This window comes from Echinicola rosea (assembly GCF_005281475.1).
GTDB classification, from domain to species: Bacteria; Bacteroidota; Bacteroidia; order Cytophagales; family Cyclobacteriaceae; genus Echinicola; species Echinicola rosea.
On record NZ_CP040106.1, the window covers coordinates 5,278,886 to 5,296,890 of the forward strand.

Here is an 18,005-nt window from a genome sequence, read left to right on the forward strand (position 1 = left end):
GGCATTCGTCTTTATCTAAAAATAGCTGGAAACCCCAATTTCTATTCCTGCTGTTTTTACAGGTGGATTCCCCAATAAATCCGTTTCCCACATGTAGCGGTAGTTGGCCCGTATCACCGTCTGTGCAGATGGCCGGAAACTAATGGCAGGCACAATGGCCTGTAGATCGTCATGAATAATGGCCCCGGTTTCATTAAATGATCCTACGTTGTAATCTACATGCTCCAGGCGCACAGCTAGATTAACCTTGGCATTTTCCCATCCCAGCATCTTACGCTTAATAATTGTGTAAACAACATCAACGAATCCTCCCTGTTGCTGCGTGCCAAACTGCTGTGAATAGGTATCTGGTATATCCAGGAAGGCCCAAACCCACTCACCTGTGATATTCATCTTTTTTTTGATGGTGGTATTGACGTCTATAGCAAATACGTCCAACCTTCTTTTTGTATCCAAAACAAGTCCATCTTCCTCATATTTATTATATACATCCCCCATCCATGAAAGCCCAATTTCTCCAATTTGCCTATGACGAATTGCCGTTTTCAGTGTAACCAGTGGTACGGCATTAAAATTTTCTTCAAACCGATCTACATTTTCTTTGGCAGCCGGTAGCCAGGTGCGGCCTTCGCTGTTGGCGATTATCTGATCATTGAATCCATTGGTCACATAAGCTTCATAGGCCCAAACCCATTGCTTCTGATAGGTTTTGCCATGAAAACCAAACCCGACATTGCTGAAAGTAGACGGGATTATGGTGGTAGCTGAAATAGGCCGGTCTACAAATTCCCAATTAGGCCCATCATGATTTTGGTTAAATGCACCTATAGGATTCATGATGATTCCTCCCCTAAGGTTAAATAAGGGGTGAAATTCAAAATCAAGAGCAGCAAACTCAATATTTATTTCCTTGGTGCCTTCTTCAAACTCTATTTCGGAAAGGAATTTAATCCGATCCAGGATTGAGGAAGACACGAATAGCGTCATTCTGGGTATCTTAAAAGAAACCCCCTCGCTAATTCCATCAGTCACGAAATACTGACCATGTGCTTCAACATAACCGCCCAAGGCCACCGGAAAACTGCCTGCCTGTAAAAACGGACGGTTATAAACCGCATCCATATTCATTTGGATATCAGTTGTGTCATTACTTATTTGCTGTGCCATTACAGATGCTCCCATTCCCAAAAAAATAATAAGGAATAGCAGTTTGAGGTTTTTATAAATGAATGTAGATGTTTTCATGATCTGTGCTTGTATTAAAGGTTTTGAGGTTAGTTTCTGCAGGGCCCTGCAATACATTGCCCTTTGAATCAAATTCACTTCCGTGACAGGGGCAGACGAGGTAATTGGGTTGTGCATTTACTTCGCACCCTTTATGCGTACACTCCATCCATAGTGCGATGTATTCCTTAGGATTGATTCTGTATAAGGCAATAGGAAAGGCCAAAGAGGTTGCTCTTACCAGTACTACTTCCAGGAGTTTTTCCTGGTCGGTAGAAAATTCACTTTTTGATAACTTCAGCTTATTATCGCTTATCAAGGCACTCACTTTATGAATAGACGTACAGCCTGAAAAAAAAGTGGTGATTCCAGCTGCTGCTAAGCAAGAGCCTCCCATTAATCTTAGAAATTCTTTCCTGTCCATATGACTAAAGAGATTTAAGAAATGTGAGGAGTTTTTGCTTATCTGTTTTGCTGAGTTGCTCAAAGCTGTCCCGGCTGGTGGATGCTTCCCCACCATGCATATTTATAGCTTCTTCAATCGTTTTTGCACGTCCATCGTGCATCAGAAACAACTCACCTCCTTGGGAATCCTGTGAAAGACCAAGTCCCCAGAGTGGTGGGGTTCGCCATTCATACGTTTCTGCTGAACCTTCCGTAGCTCCATCATCGAGACCAGGTCCCATATCGTGCAGCAACAAATCTGTATAAGGATAAAAAGTCTTATTGCTGAGAGCTCCAATATCTGATTCAGGAGTTGTCCAGGAGGGGATATGACATGAGCCACACTTAATATCAGTGAAGATTTGTTGACCCCGAATAACATCAGAAGCATCGGATTCCCTTTGAATGGGTGCTTTAAGCGTTCTTAAATAAAAAACTACGTCCCTTATAGTCTGATCGCTTACTTCCGGATCCACTGAGAGGTTGGTGGCCACATCTAGCGACTCAAATGTAGATGTCACGCCCATATCCTGGTTATATGCGGTGGCAGTTTGTTGCAACAAGTCAATGGCGGCAGCCTTCTTTCCGAAACGCCCAATGTATTTACCACTGAAGGATTGATGAAACCATTGCGGTTGAAAGTAATCGGGAGGAGTAATATAATTGGGGATCCCGGAGATACCATCTCCATCATCATCATTAGGATCGGCATTTTCAAGGATTTGTGCATCTGTGAGGGCCGCTAACAGTCCAAGACCGGTAACTGCGGGAGGAGTAAACTTCATAAATGGAACCCCGGAGGGTAGCCTCTCCGGCTCAAATCCCGGAATGGCCCTATTCTGCAGCTGTGGTGCTCCTGGTGGAATATTGGAACTCTGATTGGGTGATGTCTGCCCAAATCGTGTAAGTGTGGTGAAAGGATGCCCTTTTCCATCTCCCGGATGACAGCTTCCACAGGAGGTGGCTACAAACATAGGTCCCAAACCATTCTCTGGTGTAAAAACCTCATCATTGAAGGCTACATCTCCAGCCAAAAACCTGTTCTGCTCTGAATATGCAAGATCTTCCATTGGACCGTCCAACAATTCATTTTCTGCTGGTGCTTCAGGAAATACCTCTTCGCATGAATAAAACGACAAGGGCACCAAAAAAACCAAAACCAGATACTTTATTTTTATGTTTATCATATAATTATATGTTGATAAGGCAAAACTAATAATTTGTTTAACTAAAATAAAATTTTAGTTTAGACTAAATTAATCAATAATATCAACTACAGGCGAGAATTACCTCAAGGCAATCTTCTTTCTTGAAGAAACTGCGACCTCTGTCACGGTGAGTGCTGTAGCCGAAAAAATTCAGAACAGTCCTGCTTCGGCTTCAGACATGCTCAGGCGACTCTATGAAAAAGGTTTGATAGAGGATAAGAATAATATTACTTTAACAGATCAGGGGAGTTTTCTGGCAAAACTAATCATACGAAAACATCGGCTCTGGGAGACTTTTCTCGTAGAAACACTGAACTTTAAATGGGATGAAGTACATACTATTGCTGAGCAGCTAGAGCATGTTCAATCATCTTTATTCAGAGAAAGACTGGAGCGATTTCTTGAGTATCCTGAAAGAGATCCGCATGTCGATCCTATACCAGATAAAGACGGTAACTTTCCAAATCTGAGTATTATACTGCTTTCCGAATTAGAACCGGACAAAAATTATGTTTTCCGAAGTGTGGATACTGATGATAAAGGCTTTTTAAATCATTTGGACAAGGGATTACAACTTGGTCAGAGGTGGGTAATTATTGAAAAGGAGGAGTTTGACATGTCTGTCAAACTCCTTGAAGATGATAAAAATGAAGTTTATTTGAGCGAAAGAGTCGCTAAGAACCTAAATGTTTGCTTAAGTGAACATTATAAATCAAATAACCTCAGCATTAAAGCCGGCTTTCTGAACTGTTTTCTTTACTTCTTCCGCATTGAGGTTTGAAGTTTCAACGGTAAGCACACGGTTTTCACTTTCAAGATTAACCTCCCATTTTTGAATGTCCTTTTCCTCGTTCAGGAAGGGCGTAACTTTGGAGAGGCACCCACTGCAATTAATGTTCGTTTTGAATTTTAAAGTATTCATTTTAAGTCTATTTTAAAGTTTGAAAATTTGATTTTTAAATCTTAGTTGTTTTCAATCTTAAACTATTGGCGACCACAGACACTGAACTCAGCGCCATTGCCGCCCCTGCAATCATTGGATCAAGCAAAAATCCATTAACTGGATATAGTATCCCAGCAGCAATAGGAATACCTATTACATTGTAAATAAAAGCCCAGAAAAGGTTTTGGCGGATTCCCTTCACAGTTTTGGAAGACAGCTTAAGGGCTTTGGGTATAGATTCCAGGTCAGAAGTGATCAGCGTCATTTTAGCCACGTCCATAGCTATGTCCGATCCGTGCCCCATAGCAATACTCACGTTTGCCTGTGCAAGCGCCTGCGAATCATTGATCCCATCACCCACCATCGCCACCACCTTTCCTTTGGATTGCAGTTCTCTTACAAAATCAGCTTTATCAGAGGGCAATACTTCTCCCTTAAAATCAGTCAGACCCACCTGGGCGGCTACTGCCCGTGCAGTTTGGTTGTTATCTCCCGTGAGCATATAAACCTCTACACCTAGTTTTTTCAATTTCTCAACAGCCGATCTGGATGTCGCCTTTATCTTATCAGCTATTGCCAAAACTGCCAGCACCTCTACATCATCTGAAAAGAAAACCACGGTTTTTGCTTCCTTTTGCCACTCACCTGCTTTTTGCTGGATGTGCTGCGGGATATTTATTTGATATTCCTGCATCAGTTTTCCATTACCGATATAGTACGTCTTACCTGCAGTATCAGAGGCCTTCACCCCCTTTCCGGTGAGGCTGTCAAAGTCCTTTAATGTTTCCCGTTGAACACCTTTTTCTTTTAGTTTTTTCACTACCGCATCGGCCAATGGATGCTCAGACTGTGTCTCCAGAGCAAGCAGCACAGCCGCATGATAGGCTTCATGTGCCTTCTCCGACCAATACAGATTGGTAACGGTAGGTTTACCTTCTGTGATGGTGCCGGTTTTGTCCAATACAATAGCATTAACCTTATGGCCAAGTTCCAAGCTCTCAGCATCTTTGATCAGGATATTGTTTTCTGCTCCTTTTCCTACTCCTACCATAATGGCCGTAGGGGTAGCAAGTCCCAAAGCACAGGGACAGGCAATCACCAACACTGCTACCGAGGTCAACAGGGCATGGGTGAATGCATCATCCCCGCCCACCGTCATCCATACGATAAAGGTAAAGATGGAAATCCCCATCACCACCGGCACAAATATCCCGGCGATCTTGTCCACGAGCTTCTGCACCGGAGCTTTGCTGCCCTGGGCTTCCTGCACCATTTTGATGATCTGTGAAAGCAGGGTTTCTCCTCCTACTTTCTCGGCCTCAAACTGGAAGCTCCCTTTCTGGTTAACGGTGCCGGCAATTACTTTATCCCCTTTGATTTTAGCCACCGGTACCGGTTCACCAGTGATCATGCTTTCATCTATATAGGAACTACCGGACAAAACTGCCCCATCCACCGGAATTTTCTCTCCCGGGCGTACCAAAATCGTATTTCCTTTTTGGACCGACGCAATCGGGATTTCCAGCTCTTCGCCGTTGATAATGGCTCTCAAGGTTTTGGGCTGCAGTCCCATCAACTTTTTAATCGCGGATGAAGTATTTGACTTGGCTTTTTCTTCCAACAGCTTCCCTAAAGAAATGAAGGTAATGATAACAGTAGCCGCCTCGTAGTACACATGTGGATGAATGCCTCGGGCGTGCCAGAAATCTGGAAAAAGAGTATTGAACAAACTGAAAACAAAGGCAATACCTGTACTTAATGCTACCAAGGTATCCATATTCGCCTTACCGTGTTTGGCTTGCTTGAAGGCATTAATAAAAAAGTTTTTGCCGAAATAAAACAGGATGGGGATGGTAAGCAGCAACGAAATCCATTGTCCCGGCATCCAGTTCATATAAAACATGCCCAAAATAAATACTGGAAATGTCAAAAGCGCAGACCAAATGGTTCGATTACGCACCTCCAGATAGTGTTGGCGCTGTCTTTCTTCCTGAGCCTGAGAAGGGTTTTCCTCATCGATGATAAGGTCATAACCGACACTTCGCAGGGCATTTTGCAAATCAAGCGGACTAACAGATGGATCGTGTTCTACCAATACGGAGTTGGAAGCAAAATTCACACTGGCTTGGGAGACCCCATCGATATGGGATAAAATGGACTCCACACTTGAAGCACAGGACGCACAGGTCATTCCAGTCACTGGAAATGATTCCTTCTTTACGGTTTTTCTTGGTGCAACGATTGTATCCATGAGAATAAAATTCTTTGTTTGTATGATACAAATGTCACATCAATTGACTTAAAATATGTTACAGTATTTTGGGGTACATTTTTAAGATTTTGCTTAAATACTATCCAAATCTCGATGCCCTGGTTGATGCATGCTTTTAAACTGGGTAGGAGTCATCCCTGTTTCCTTTTTAAACTGGGTGGATAGGTAAGCTGTACTGCTGTAATTCATCAAAAAGGCAATTTCTGACAGGGTCAACTCATCATAAAAAAGCAATTCCTTTACTTTCTCAATTTTCTGCAAGGCTATAAACTTCTCTATGGTAACCCCCTCTACGGAGGAGAAAAAACGGCTCAAATACGAATAGTCATGGTTTAGCTTATCTGAAAGAAAGGTGGAGAAATTTTCTTTCAGTGGCTCTTTATTATAATGGATTTGTTCAACAATCAATGTTTTGATGCGGGAAATAAGACTGGACCGTCCTTCTTCCAGCAATTCAAAACCAATTTTTTTTAATTGCCCGGCGAGCTTATTTCTTATTTCAGTCCCTAATTCATCTGATAAGGTTACCTGTCCTAATGCTACCTCCTGGGCTTCAATCTGCAAATCTTCCAAAATTTCCTTCACTGCCAGGATACAACGGTGGCACACCATGTTCTTAATATGGATTGTTACTTTATTCATTAATCTCAAGATTTATATCGTGTATTATGTGTTATAACCTGTTAATTAAACTTCAATCTCAACAACTGTGCGTTGGCGGCACAAACAATGGTGCTAAGGCTCATCAACGCAGCACCTATGGCCGGATTTATCATGATCCCCTCAGAAAATAACACTCCTGCGGCCAAGGGAATGGCAATCACATTGTAGCCTGTTGCCCATATAAGGTTCTGAACCATTTTATTATAGGTTGCCCTTCCAAATATGATCAGACGACTGATATCCTCAGGACTGCTTTCAGTAAGAATAATGTCTGCCGTTTCAGCGGCTACATCTGTACCGGATCCCACGGCAATCCCAATATCCGCTTTGGCCAATGCAGGTGCATCATTTACCCCATCACCGGTCATCGCTACGTATTCTCCCTTGGACTGTAGTTTCTCAATAAGTTCTGACTTTTGATGCGGCAGTACTTGGCTGAAGTAGCCATCAAGTCCGAGTTCATCAGCCACTGCTTTGGCGGTTTGTTCATTATCCCCAGTAGCCATCAATACCTTAATGCCCTGTTCCTTGAGCAATGCGATGGCCCCTTTACTTTCCTTTCTAATTTGATCAGCCAAAGCAATAAATCCTATCAGTTCCCCTTCCTTAAGGACAAATACGATAGTCTCGATTTGGTCAGTCATAGCTCCTTCAGGCAAGTCAAGACCTTGATCCTCCAGATATCCCGGACTGACGATCTGATAAATCACACCTCCAACCCTGGCACTTACCCCTCTTCCTTTTGTGGCACTGAAGCCTGAGGTCCGGGGAAGTTTGAGACCACGGTTTTTGCTTTCTTTCACAATACCTTTGGCTATGGGATGTTCCGAATGCTGTTCAATTGCTGCAACAGTTGATAACAGTTCATTCTGGGGCAGGCCGTACAAGCTTTCAATCCTGTTTACACCAAAATTACCTTCTGTCAGGGTTCCGGTTTTATCGAATACAATGGCAGAGATTTTTCGGCTGTTCTCAAAAGCTGTCCGGTTTCGTACCAACAAGCCGTTTTTGGCCGATAAGGCCGTCGAGATCGAAACCACCAGAGGTACAGCAAGACCCAGGGCATGCGGGCAGGTGATGATCATTACGGTAACCATTCGTTCAAGGGCAAAATCCACGCCCTGTGAACTAAAAAAAGACCATGCGATAAAAGTGACTATTCCCACACCTATGGCAATATAGGCCAACCAGCTTGCTGCTCTATTGGCAAGATTTTGCGTTTTTGACTTGGTTTGTTGGGCTTCTTCCACCAGTCTGATCACTTTGCTAAGATAGCTGTCCTCACCGGAGGATTTTACTTCCACTTTGAGGCTGCCATCCCCATTGATTGCCCCGCCTATCACCTCATCCCCTTTAGATTTTTGCACGGGTTTGCTCTCTCCTGTAAGCGCGCTTTGGTCCAAATCACTTTCTCCGTCTATAATTTTACCATCAGCCGGAACTTTCTCTCCAGGCTTGATCAATATGATATCTCCTTTATTCAGCTCACTGATTTTTACATCATGCATTGTGTCCCCGTCCAATTTGTGGGCCTCAGAAGGCATCAGTTCTGCCAGTTTCTCAAGGGCCTTTGAAGCCCCCATTACCGAGCGCATTTCCAGCCAGTGTCCCAGCAGCATAATATCAATCAAGGTGACCAGTTCCCAATAAAAAACCATTCCTTTAAGGCCAAATACCACCACCGTACTGTACGTCCAGGCCACTGTAATGGCTATAGCGATCAAGGTCATCATCCCTGGTCCCCCTTCAGAAAGTTCCTCTTTGAGTCCCTTGAGGAATGGCCATCCACCGTAGAAAAATATAAAGCTGGACAAACCAGCCGCTACATAGTCCATTCCGGGAAAAGTGAATGAAAACCCAAAAAAATGCTGGATCATTTCCGAAAAAACCAATACTGGAATCGAAAGGGCACAATTGATATAAAAACGCTTCTTAAAGTCGCTTATCATGTGCTTATGATGATCATGGTGACCGGTATGATGGTGATGTTCAGACGAATGCTCCATTGCTTCCTGTCCACTTGGGTGGTGATCACTATGATGATGTTTGTGGTCTTTCATAGTTTTACAGTATTATCATTTTGATAAAAATTCCAGTCACAAGCCAAGCATAACAAACAAAAGCTAACCATTTGAGTATTTTCTCCAACATTGGGCTTTTCGGTGCCATCTCCTTATGGTATTTAACGTCTCTTCCTTTATAAAAACCGAAGTAGATCAAAATTCCGGACACTATAAAAAATGCAATATTTAGGAAGAAGGTGTAGTCAATCTTAAAATGATCGCTCTCGGTAATGCTTTTTCCCGAACTATCCGGTAAGAAGTCTAAAAAGCTGAAGCCATAGTGCAAGAGTAAGGCTGTGACAATAAGTGAAGTAAACAATAGAAAGAGTATGAACAATGACATCTTCCACCCATAGTACTTGGCATTGATCCTGAGTACCGGGAAGACGATGAGGTCGCTAAAAATAAAGGCCATGACTCCTGCAAAGCTTACTCCCTTGCCAAACAACAATGCCGCCAATGGAATGTTTCCCATGGAGCCTATAAAGGTTAGAAACGCAGCTACAGGTCCCACAATGACATGTTCCAGAAGGGTAAAAAAACCAAAAGTGTTTTGGCCTTCACCAGTATTAATAAAAAGTGTCTGAAAAAAGCTGTCCGGTACAAAAGCCGAAACAATGCCCGCAATCGTAAAGCCCAAGGTCACGTCTTTCCATACCATCTTCCACTCCATGGCATATTGTTTGCCTACTTTTGCCCAGTTTTTTTTGGATTGGACCTTTTCCTTAAAGGAGGATGATTCCGCCTGCTTGTCAGAGGAGCTGTCGAGGTTCTTCCTTGCCTTTTCAATTAGCCCGTTGGGCTTGATCAGGCGAATCAGCAACCAACTGCAAAGGATCAACAAAATCCCTCCGACATACTCTCCGACTACAAATTGCCAGCCCAGGAAAATCGATATGATAATTCCCAGCTCAATCACCAAGTTGGTCGACGCCAATAAAAAAGCAATAGAAGAAGCAAAACTTGCTCCCTTCTGGAAAAGGGATTTGGAGGTGGCCAATGCGGAGAAACTGCACGAACTGCTGATAAAACCGAAGAAGGTACCTAACAGTATACTTTTAGCCTTGGCATCGCCCATGGTTTCCTGCATACGCTTCTCTGTAACAAAGATTTGTATAAATGAACTTACAGCATAACCTAGGATAAAAGCCCACAGTGCCATCCAGAAAAAACCGGTACTGGTATACGCCGCTTCACCCCATTGTTTTAGAAAGTTGTCCATATTGATTTTATTTAGTGTTAAAATCTGACAGATAGTCCGCCTCCCCCACCAAAGCGGTTATCATAACCGGCCATCAATGAAAAATTTTTGGATAACAGGAATTCTCCGCCTGCATTCCAAACAATTTCCTGAGTATAGTTAGTATTACCTTCCAGGGTATTGACCCAACCCGCATCAAATTGGTATTCATAATAACCAAAAACGGAAAACCTGGGGAAGAGCATCAAAGATCGTCCGATTCCAATTCTTGGTCTTAATTCATTGTCAATTCTAATATCGACATCAAACATATACGGAGTAAACCATCGGATACCGGCTACTGCTGTGGTATTGATATCATCCAAACTATTTTGAGTGGTATTTTCAACATTTACTCCCCCAAATACACGCAGATAGTCATACATATAATATTCATAAGAAAACTCTGCTTCAAAGTTTTTATTCCAACCATACTCTATTGCCAGATTAAATTGGTTGCGAATGTTTGAGGATACTATATTAAATGCACCGGTATGGGTAGCGAGGTCTGCCATTCCCCAATTATAAAATTTATTGGTTTCATGCACCAGGTTAGAAACAGGATAGGGCTCCATTCTCTTATCTCTTGGGGTATCATAGCTCACCACTCGTGCCATACCTCCCATCATATGATAAAGGATGTGGCAATGAAAAAACCAGTCTCCATATTCATTACCATAGAATTCGATGGTTACTTTTTGCATTGGGGGCACATTAACAGTGTGTTTCAAAGGTGAGTAGTCTCCATTCTCATTAATTACCCTGAAAAAATGCCCATGCAGGTGCATGGGATGGTGCATCATGGTGAGGTTGTTGAAAGTAATTCTCGTTACTTCACCCTCATTAATTTTAATCTTGTCTGTTTCAGCAAGGGGGATTCCGTTTAAGCTCCATACATATCGACTCATATTTCCTGTCAGGTTCAGCAAAATATCTCGTACCGGAATATCCTCATTATAGGTGGTTTTATCCGGAGATTTCAAATAGTCATAATTGTACTCAGAAAACATATCCATCCCTTCCATTTGCATTTTGGAACCGTCATCTTTACTCTTAGCTTTCTTTCCCTGCATCTCCATACCAGCCATATTTTTATTTTGGGTATTACCATGTTCTTCATGCTTCATATCCATGTTATGATGTTCAGTCATCCCTGAGTCGCTCTGGTTCATATCCATTCCGCTCATTAATTCATCCATCTGCATTCCCCACCTTTTCATCATTTTCTCCGGCTCATCTTTTTTTGGCCTAAACTTTAATGCAGGTGCCCCCATCCTCATATCCATTTTTGACATCTGCATCATCATACCAATTTTATCTGGGCGGGGCACTGGCGGTGCCGAAAGGACATCACCGTTTCCTAAAAAAGCCGATGCAGTCCCTGATCCATCCTGGGCTGTAATCCGGAATTCCATCTTACTTTTTTTTGGAATAGTAACAATAAAATCATAAGTCTCTGCTATAGCAATAAAGGTTTTGTTATGTTCGATAGGTACCACATTTAAGCCATCTGCAGACACTATTGTAGGGTTTCCTCCTCCAAAGGTCATCCAAAATGAGGTAGAAGCTGCCCCATTTATAATCCGCAGCCTAACTTTTTCACCGGATTTGAAATCCGGGTAATCTTGCCTCTTTTCCCCATTTACAAGGAATGTAGGGTAATAAATATCGGCAATATCAGCGCCCTCCATTCTTTGTCGCCAAAACTCGAGCTGTGCACCCAGTGCACCCCGTGCAATAACCTGATTAAGGGGTGTGGCCGTTCCTTTTCTCCAGTTGTACCATTCAGTACCTCTTTTTAAAAACCGTAGTACGTCCATGGGTTTTTCATTGGTCCAATCCGAAAGGACCATCACCAATTCTTTATCATATTCAAGCACTTTTTCTTTCGGTTCGATCACGATAGAACCGTAAACGCCACTTTGTTCCTGTAGCATGGTATGTGAATGATACCAATAAGTGCCTGATTGTTTGATCGGAAATTCATATTTCAGGGTTTTCCCAGGTTGAATAGGCGGTGTGGTGAGATAAGGAACACCGTCATAAAAATTGGGAAGCAACAGCCCATGCCAATGAACAGAAGTTTCTTCCCTCATCTCATTCTTTACGTAAATTACTGCATATTCCCCTTCTGTAAAACGTAAGGTAGGGCCCGGAATCCCTCCATCAATGGTCATCCCCATCACCTCCTTCCCTGCTTTACTTACTTTTTCTTCCCTCAGGGTGATGGTATACTCTCTGACAGGTAGGTTTTGTGAGTTTCCTTCTACAGACTTCTCCATAAGGCTTTGTCCCCTGACAGAGAAGAATGAAATAGTTATGAAAAATAAAATAATATATGGTTTAATCGCATAGCTATTCATCATTGGTTGCTTTTAAGGTGGAAGTTTCAAAGGCTAATTTAAACTACATCTATGCTGTTCTTTCCAATCTGATCTAGCACTAAGATCCTTTACTAAAATAGTATAACTGACTATTTACCATTATGCACATTTAAGGTACTAAATCCCCTTGATGAAATTGTCCGATTTTTTCTAAATCAGTTAAACAGGTGATGATGGATTCAAACTTAGGGGATATGGTGAACCAACTTTACAAATTATTTTTTTTTGGTTTTCAGGGCTGTGTACATTCCCACAGCCCTGAGTATAATTTATTCATCTTCAAGCACGGCTGTCTCGATGGAACCGATCTGAATCTTACCCTTGCCGTCAACCATTATCCCCACAAACCCATTGGCCATTTTATCACCATGTCCATGAGTAACGGTCTTTTCATCAACATAACCTTTAAAATGGGTTCCTGCTGCCGTTACCTTTAGCGACATCCAGTCATTGCCGGAATCAAAGTCACCTTCATCAAATACATCTTCCTGCCCGTTTACCACTCTTCCCAGTTTCATGTTTTGGCCTTTTATGGCTATAAAATCATAACTGGTAAGGTCTTTGGCATGATGTATCAAGCTGATGGTACCTGTAAAGTCAAGCTTTTTCAATTTTACGATCATGCCCACATTCCCATATTGATTATGGAAAACAAAGGCAGCTGGCGTGCCATCGGAATCTAGTTCAAGAACCTGTTCACCATCAACTTCTTTTACAACCGGATTGATATTTTCCAAATTTCCTGTAATAAAATGAAAGTCTGATTTTATAAGATCTATTCCATTTCCACTTGGGGTCCAGGTCTTATTTTGTCCCATTTTCATTTCAGCATGAGTACCATGACCATTACCTGATGTTTCCCCATGTGAATGTGTCTCTTCTTTTTGATGATGACCCTTTTCCTTCATTTCTAAGTGTTCCTGTCCCTCAGCCTCGGCTTGTTCACTTTTTTTTCTGAAAGAGAAAATCTAAAAATAGGCTTATTCAGTCATTTTTAAATCTGGGAAGGCATAGTTCAGCTATCCTTTGAAAGGTTGTTAAAAGGACTGTAAATTAAGTTAGGCCAAGTTAGAGAGTAAAATTTTTTCTACATGCTCGAAGCAATAACCGTTTGTTCTTGGCCTATGAGTTCAGTTTTTATTCCGGGACTTGTAAATCACCAATAAAAGCTCGAACTTTTACTTAAACTTAATTGGGACGGATGTCCACTTGGACTCCGAGCCCGCGCAGGCGCTCCAAGGATTTCTTAATCTGCGCCTGCTTTCTTTTTTCCTGATAGGCTGTATGGTCAGGTTCGAGATAGGCCTCCTTGTTTTTGAGGATATAATACAGTGCAGTCAATATTTTGTGGGCCACTGCAATCAGTGCCTTTTTAGATCCACGGCGAGCCGCTACTGCTCCATATTTACGGTTCAAATAGGTCTCCTTGGTGTGTGATGCGGCCCAGGCAGCTTCGACCAATGCAGTTTTCAAGTATTTGTTCCCATGTGTGATGCGGGTTGACTTTTTCTTGCCTGCACTTTCGTTGTTGCCCGGGGAGACTCCTGCCCAGGATGCCAGATGTTTGTGATCCGGAAAAACCTCCATGTCATTGCCTGTCTCGGCCAGTATGTTCATAGCGGTTTCTTTTCCCACTCCGGGTATGGTCTGGAGTAAATCGACCTCCTGTTGAAGCTCGGCTGCATAACTTTCAATTCTAGCCTCGATGTGCCTGATCTGAGCGTTGATCGAATCAATGGAATCACGGAGGGTGGACAGCATGAACCTGTGGTGATCTGTGAGTCTTCCCCGGAGAGAAAGTTTGAGGTCTTCCATTTTTTTCCGTAAGGATCCCTTGGCAAGGTTGGCCAGGTATTCGGGGTCATCCTGTTTCTGGATCAAAGCATCGAGGATCAAGGTCCCGGAGACCCCAAAGACATCTGAGACCACTGAGGCCAGTTTGATATTGGCGTCTTCCAGGATTTTATGCACCCTGTTGCGTTGGGCGACACGCTGTGCGATCAGTTTGCGTTTATACCTGCATAGATCACGCAGCTCCCGTATCCACTCGGCAGGGACAAAACTCCCCTTTAGCAGACCGCTTAGGAGCAATTTGGCAATCCATTCACTGTCTTTTTTGTCTGTCTTGTGCCCGGGTACATTCTTGATATGCCGGGCATTGACCAGAATAATCTTAAAATCCTCTTCCAGGATGTTGTAGACAGGTTTCCAATAAACTCCGGTGCTTTCCATGGCAATATGGGTAATGGAAAGGGAGTTCAGCCATACTTGAAGCTCCTCGATCTGGGAGGTGAAAGTCCCGAAAGTCCTGGTCCCAATCTCAACGTCAATACCTCGGACCGTGGCTACAATCGTCTTTTGGTGAACATCAAGGCCGCAGCCCCGCTCGATCACCTGCTCGAATTTGATTTGTGATGACATAACCGATAAGTGAATGTGAATATTCTACTTATACGGAGAAACTCCTCTTTCATCTCCGTTTGTGAAGTCCTAATTCATGAATGTTTTTATCCTGTGAACAAGATGTAATGCCTATCATTACCGAAAGCAAGGCGCCTGAAAAAAATAATCTTGTATTATTATTCATGACTTTAAATTTTTGTTTGTTTAATTTTATTTTTTAGTTCCTACACCATATTTATATACCAGTTTGCCTCCAAGATCCGCAGTTTTAGTCACCATACCCATACCTGCCAATCCCAGTATGAAAAGAAGAACAGCCAACCACCTGTTCCTGTCCCTCTGTATCCAAAAAAGAACAAGACGGATTATCGCATAAGCCGAAAGAAAGTAAAAAGTATACCTCCCCCAATCAGAATGGTTTCCTGCAGTTATTTCTCCCTGCATGGGTACAGAAACCATATCTATCGCCTGTGTTCCACTTAGATAAGCCGCAAAACCTCCTAGTGCTCCCATAGTATATAAAGTGACCGTCATATTCCTGATCCAGCTTTTGGAGCAGAATAATAAAATCAGGTCAGCAATGACGGCCACAGACCACAACACTATCGGGAAATGGATGATCATTGGATGAATGTTGGGTGCCCATTCGGGCCACAAAACCTCCATAGTTTCTTATTTGATCGTTTCCTTCACACTCCCACATTTCAGCATTTTATCGCCAAAATATGGATTCTTGATTTCCCTTTGGCTTGATAGCCAATAAGCACCGGTATTTCCATTGGCCATCGGGCAGTAATCCAGGTATACCTCACCCTTTGAAGGAGCATTTGCTTTAACCAAAACGGCCATTTCTTTACTCAATGAGGCAAAGGCTTTCCGTTGGTCATCGAGATTGGAAGCTGAGGCTATTTTACCTGCTTCCTCCTGCACTGTTTTCGCATCCTTTACAGATTCTAAAGACTGTTTAAGCTTCTCCGCAGCCTTTTGGACTTCTCCGGACTGTGACGCTACTAGAGCATCTTTAAGGGCTATATAATGGCTATAGGTACTTCCCACCTCTTTGTTTTTAAACACAGGTTCTATGTGTTGGGCCATTTTTTTCTTATCTCCATGATTGCTATGGTCATGTTGTGCATAAACCCCAAGGCTGATTAAAGCCATTACCGCTACCAGCAGCGCTTTTTTACTCATTACATTTTTCATTTTGTTGATTTTTATAGGTTAAACATTTGTAGTAGGGCTATACCGACCACTATAAGGATTACTATTCCCCATATGATCCGAAAAGCCCATATTTTTAATTTTGAGGGAGGATTTTCATCCCCCGTTTTGCAACATTCCTTCATTTGATGGTTGATTTCACCTCACCACAAGTGAGCATGGCCTCTCCGAAATACGGATTGCGAATCTCCTTTTCGGTGCTGAGCCAAGTGGCTCCTCTATTATTGTCAGCCATGGGACAGAACTGGACATGGAGCGTTTTCTCAAAGGGATTAAAAGCCCTGGTCAAATCAATCATCCCCTCAGACACCTGTTGAAATGCTTTACGCACGGCCACTAAGTCTTTCATGTGCGGTACATGTTGTATAGCATTTTTTAAATTACCGCTATAGTTCATCCAGGCATTATGTGATTCTCCGGTAAATACGGACATGTTTACTGCATCTAGTTTTCCTTTCAACTCATTCGCAGCGTTCTGCGCCCCAGACAAATTATCAGCCACTAGTGCCTCTTTAAAATTCAGGTATGGTTCATAAAGGGGTTTTAGCGCATCTTTGGCCTTTTGGTTGATTGCTATCGGTTTAACTTCTTTTTGCTTCCCAGGTACTGAGCTTGAAGAAGAAGCCAGCATCTCCATGTCTCCCTGCCCGTCCGGCAAGTGGGCGTGATTGTGCCCGGTCATGGTGGGACCGCCTTCAGGATTCATCATGCTGGGTTTCCCCACTAGCTGCGCAGCTGCGTCTATACTGAAGGTACCATTCACGGCTATTTCCTCCCCTTCTTGTAGTCCACTCTCCACTATAAAGCTGTCGCCTAAACCAGGTCCCAACATTACCTCCCGCATGATAAAATTCACGCCACTTCCAGAAGTGTTTTTCACGTATACCACAGAACGCTTCCCCGTCCACATAACGGCGGTTTTCGGAATGACAACAGTGTTTGCCTTATTAGGCAGCATTGCTTCCACTGTCCCTGATACAAACATTTCAGGTTTTAGTTGATTGTCATTGTTGCGCACTTCCACCCGCGCCTTTGCTACCCTGGTCTTTGGATCAATTACAGGATCTAAAAAGCTTATCTTGCCTTCAAACGTTTGGCCCGGCAATGATTGAACGGTAAACCGCACCTGATCTCCCTTACTTATCCAGGACATTTCCGACTCGTACACATCAAACAGCACCCATACACGGGATAAATTGGCAATCTCATAAACAGGCTCTCCTCGTTTGATGTAGTCACCCACGATGACATTTTTATTCAACACATACCCTGAAATGTCTGCTGTGATGGGAAAATCATCGGAAGGACTTCCCCTTTCTAATATTTTATCTATCTGACCGTCCGAAAGCTTCCAGTTTTTAAGTTTTGTCCGAGCCGATTTAAATAATTGTGGCTGCGTCTCTTTGATCTTCTGCGCTTCAAACAATTCTTCCTGGGCAGTCACTAATTCGGGGGAATAGATATAGGCAATTACCTGTCCCTTATTCACATATTCACCTGTGAAGCTGACATTGAGCCGTTCAATCCTCCCTGAAATATGACTGGATTGAGAAGAAACTAGCCGCTCATCTTCCTGCACCTTACCGTTCAGTCTAACTGTTTTCACCGGATCCATAGTACCTACTGCGGAAGTTGTAATATTCGCCAGTTGCATCGCTGTCGGTGACATGCTGATGGCCATAGGATCAAGTACCTCATTTTGATCTTCTTCCAATGGGATCAAGTCCATTCCGCAAATGGGGCAATCCCCAGGTTCGCTCTGTTTGATCTGAGGGTGCATGGAACAGGTCCATACCGTTTCCCCAGCTTCCTCAGCAGTGTGTTGGTGTTCCTTATCCCTGTTGTTTTCAGACGAACCTCCAAAAATAAGCCAGCCGAGTAGCACGCCCGCCACCAGGGTGGACAGTGCAATGAGTATTATTCTTTTATCCGTATTCATC

At 43.0% G+C, this 18,005-nt stretch carries 15 protein-coding genes; 1 reads left to right on the top strand and 14 read right to left on the bottom strand.

What is annotated here, in order from left to right; all coding sequences use genetic code 11:
- Positions 1-15 precede the first annotated feature (15 nt).
- From FDP09_RS20640 to FDP09_RS20650, 3 genes are read right to left on the bottom strand one after another with little or no spacing between them, the layout of a single operon-like run.
- Positions 16-1,245, bottom strand: coding sequence for a hypothetical protein (locus FDP09_RS20640; RefSeq protein ID WP_015267857.1), 1,230 nt, complete (start codon positions 1,243-1,245; stop codon positions 16-18).
- Positions 1,220-1,648, bottom strand: coding sequence for a QcrA and Rieske domain-containing protein (locus FDP09_RS20645; protein ID WP_015267858.1), 429 nt, complete (start codon positions 1,646-1,648; stop codon positions 1,220-1,222). The genes FDP09_RS20640 and FDP09_RS20645 overlap by 26 nt, the downstream gene beginning before the upstream one ends.
- A 4-nt stretch (positions 1,649-1,652) precedes the next feature.
- The gene (locus tag FDP09_RS20650) at positions 1,653-2,855 is read right to left on the bottom strand and encodes a di-heme oxidoredictase family protein (RefSeq protein ID WP_015267859.1); all 1,203 of its coding nucleotides are present in this window, start codon (positions 2,853-2,855) and stop codon (positions 1,653-1,655) included.
- Positions 2,856-2,934: 79 nt separating this feature from the next.
- Between FDP09_RS20650 and FDP09_RS20655 the strand changes: the two genes are divergently transcribed.
- Positions 2,935-3,657, top strand: coding sequence for a metal-dependent transcriptional regulator (locus tag FDP09_RS20655; protein WP_262710672.1), 723 nt, complete (start codon positions 2,935-2,937; stop codon positions 3,655-3,657).
- Here FDP09_RS20655 and FDP09_RS20660 read toward each other — a convergent pair.
- From FDP09_RS20660 to FDP09_RS20710, 11 genes are all read right to left on the bottom strand, one after another.
- Positions 3,589-3,798 carry a heavy-metal-associated domain-containing protein gene (locus tag FDP09_RS20660; RefSeq protein WP_015267860.1) on the bottom strand — a complete coding sequence of 70 codons (210 nt, stop codon included), beginning with the start codon at positions 3,796-3,798 and terminating at the stop codon, positions 3,589-3,591. The genes FDP09_RS20655 and FDP09_RS20660 overlap by 69 nt on opposite strands.
- Positions 3,799-3,832: 34 nt before the next feature.
- Positions 3,833-6,070, bottom strand: a complete 2,238-nt coding sequence (locus FDP09_RS20665; protein WP_137404435.1) for a heavy metal translocating P-type ATPase — start codon at positions 6,068-6,070, stop codon at positions 3,833-3,835.
- A 93-nt stretch (positions 6,071-6,163) separates the two neighbouring features.
- Positions 6,164-6,733 (bottom strand): helix-turn-helix domain-containing protein, encoded by a 570-nt coding sequence (locus FDP09_RS20670; RefSeq protein WP_015267862.1) that lies wholly within the window; start codon positions 6,731-6,733, stop codon positions 6,164-6,166.
- A gap of 41 nt (positions 6,734-6,774) precedes the next feature.
- Positions 6,775-8,814, bottom strand: coding sequence for a copper-translocating P-type ATPase (locus FDP09_RS20675; RefSeq protein WP_015267863.1), 2,040 nt, complete (start codon positions 8,812-8,814; stop codon positions 6,775-6,777).
- A gap of 4 nt (positions 8,815-8,818) precedes the next feature.
- Entirely contained in the window at positions 8,819-10,039 is a 1,221-nt protein-coding gene (locus FDP09_RS20680) for a permease (protein WP_015267864.1), read from the bottom strand.
- A 17-nt stretch (positions 10,040-10,056) separates the two neighbouring features.
- Positions 10,057-12,339, bottom strand: a complete 2,283-nt coding sequence (locus tag FDP09_RS20685) for a multicopper oxidase domain-containing protein (protein ID WP_226332818.1) — start codon at positions 12,337-12,339, stop codon at positions 10,057-10,059.
- 371 nt (positions 12,340-12,710) lie between these two features.
- Positions 12,711-13,349 (bottom strand): hypothetical protein, encoded by a 639-nt coding sequence (locus FDP09_RS20690; RefSeq protein WP_137404436.1) that lies wholly within the window; start codon positions 13,347-13,349, stop codon positions 12,711-12,713.
- A gap of 280 nt (positions 13,350-13,629) precedes the next feature.
- A complete protein-coding gene (locus FDP09_RS20695; protein ID WP_137402181.1) occupies positions 13,630-14,862 on the bottom strand; it encodes an IS110 family RNA-guided transposase in 1,233 nt (410 codons plus the stop codon).
- Between the two features lie 192 nt (positions 14,863-15,054).
- Positions 15,055-15,510 (bottom strand): DUF2231 domain-containing protein, encoded by a 456-nt coding sequence (locus FDP09_RS20700; RefSeq protein ID WP_015267867.1) that lies wholly within the window; start codon positions 15,508-15,510, stop codon positions 15,055-15,057.
- A 6-nt stretch (positions 15,511-15,516) separates the two neighbouring features.
- Positions 15,517-16,035, bottom strand: coding sequence for a DUF3347 domain-containing protein (locus FDP09_RS20705; RefSeq protein ID WP_041740083.1), 519 nt, complete (start codon positions 16,033-16,035; stop codon positions 15,517-15,519).
- 151 nt (positions 16,036-16,186) lie between these two features.
- The gene (locus FDP09_RS20710; protein ID WP_015267869.1) at positions 16,187-18,004 is read right to left on the bottom strand and encodes an efflux RND transporter periplasmic adaptor subunit; all 1,818 of its coding nucleotides are present in this window, start codon (positions 18,002-18,004) and stop codon (positions 16,187-16,189) included.
- Position 18,005: the final 1 nt, after the last annotated feature.

Coding starts and splice junctions, on each gene's coding strand:
- FDP09_RS20650 (WP_015267859.1), bottom strand. CDS start 2,855: ATGATAAACATAAAAATAAAGTATCTGGTTTTGGTTTTTTTGGTGCCC.
- FDP09_RS20640 (WP_015267857.1), bottom strand. CDS start 1,245: ATGAAAACATCTACATTCATTTATAAAAACCTCAAACTGCTATTCCTT.
- FDP09_RS20685 (WP_226332818.1), bottom strand. CDS start 12,339: ATGGAGAAGTCTGTAGAAGGAAACTCACAAAACCTACCTGTCAGAGAG.
- FDP09_RS20680 (WP_015267864.1), bottom strand. CDS start 10,039: ATGGACAACTTTCTAAAACAATGGGGTGAAGCGGCGTATACCAGTACC.
- FDP09_RS20700 (WP_015267867.1), bottom strand. CDS start 15,510: ATGGAGGTTTTGTGGCCCGAATGGGCACCCAACATTCATCCAATGATC.
- FDP09_RS20665 (WP_137404435.1), bottom strand. CDS start 6,070: ATGGATACAATCGTTGCACCAAGAAAAACCGTAAAGAAGGAATCATTT.
- FDP09_RS20695 (WP_137402181.1), bottom strand. CDS start 14,862: ATGTCATCACAAATCAAATTCGAGCAGGTGATCGAGCGGGGCTGCGGC.
- FDP09_RS20660 (WP_015267860.1), bottom strand. CDS start 3,798: ATGAATACTTTAAAATTCAAAACGAACATTAATTGCAGTGGGTGCCTC.
- FDP09_RS20645 (WP_015267858.1), bottom strand. CDS start 1,648: ATGGACAGGAAAGAATTTCTAAGATTAATGGGAGGCTCTTGCTTAGCA.
- FDP09_RS20705 (WP_041740083.1), bottom strand. CDS start 16,035: ATGAGTAAAAAAGCGCTGCTGGTAGCGGTAATGGCTTTAATCAGCCTT.
- FDP09_RS20675 (WP_015267863.1), bottom strand. CDS start 8,814: ATGAAAGACCACAAACATCATCATAGTGATCACCACCCAAGTGGACAG.
- FDP09_RS20710 (WP_015267869.1), bottom strand. CDS start 18,004: ATGAATACGGATAAAAGAATAATACTCATTGCACTGTCCACCCTGGTG.
- FDP09_RS20690 (WP_137404436.1), bottom strand. CDS start 13,349: ATGAAGGAAAAGGGTCATCATCAAAAAGAAGAGACACATTCACATGGG.
- FDP09_RS20670 (WP_015267862.1), bottom strand. CDS start 6,733: ATGAATAAAGTAACAATCCATATTAAGAACATGGTGTGCCACCGTTGT.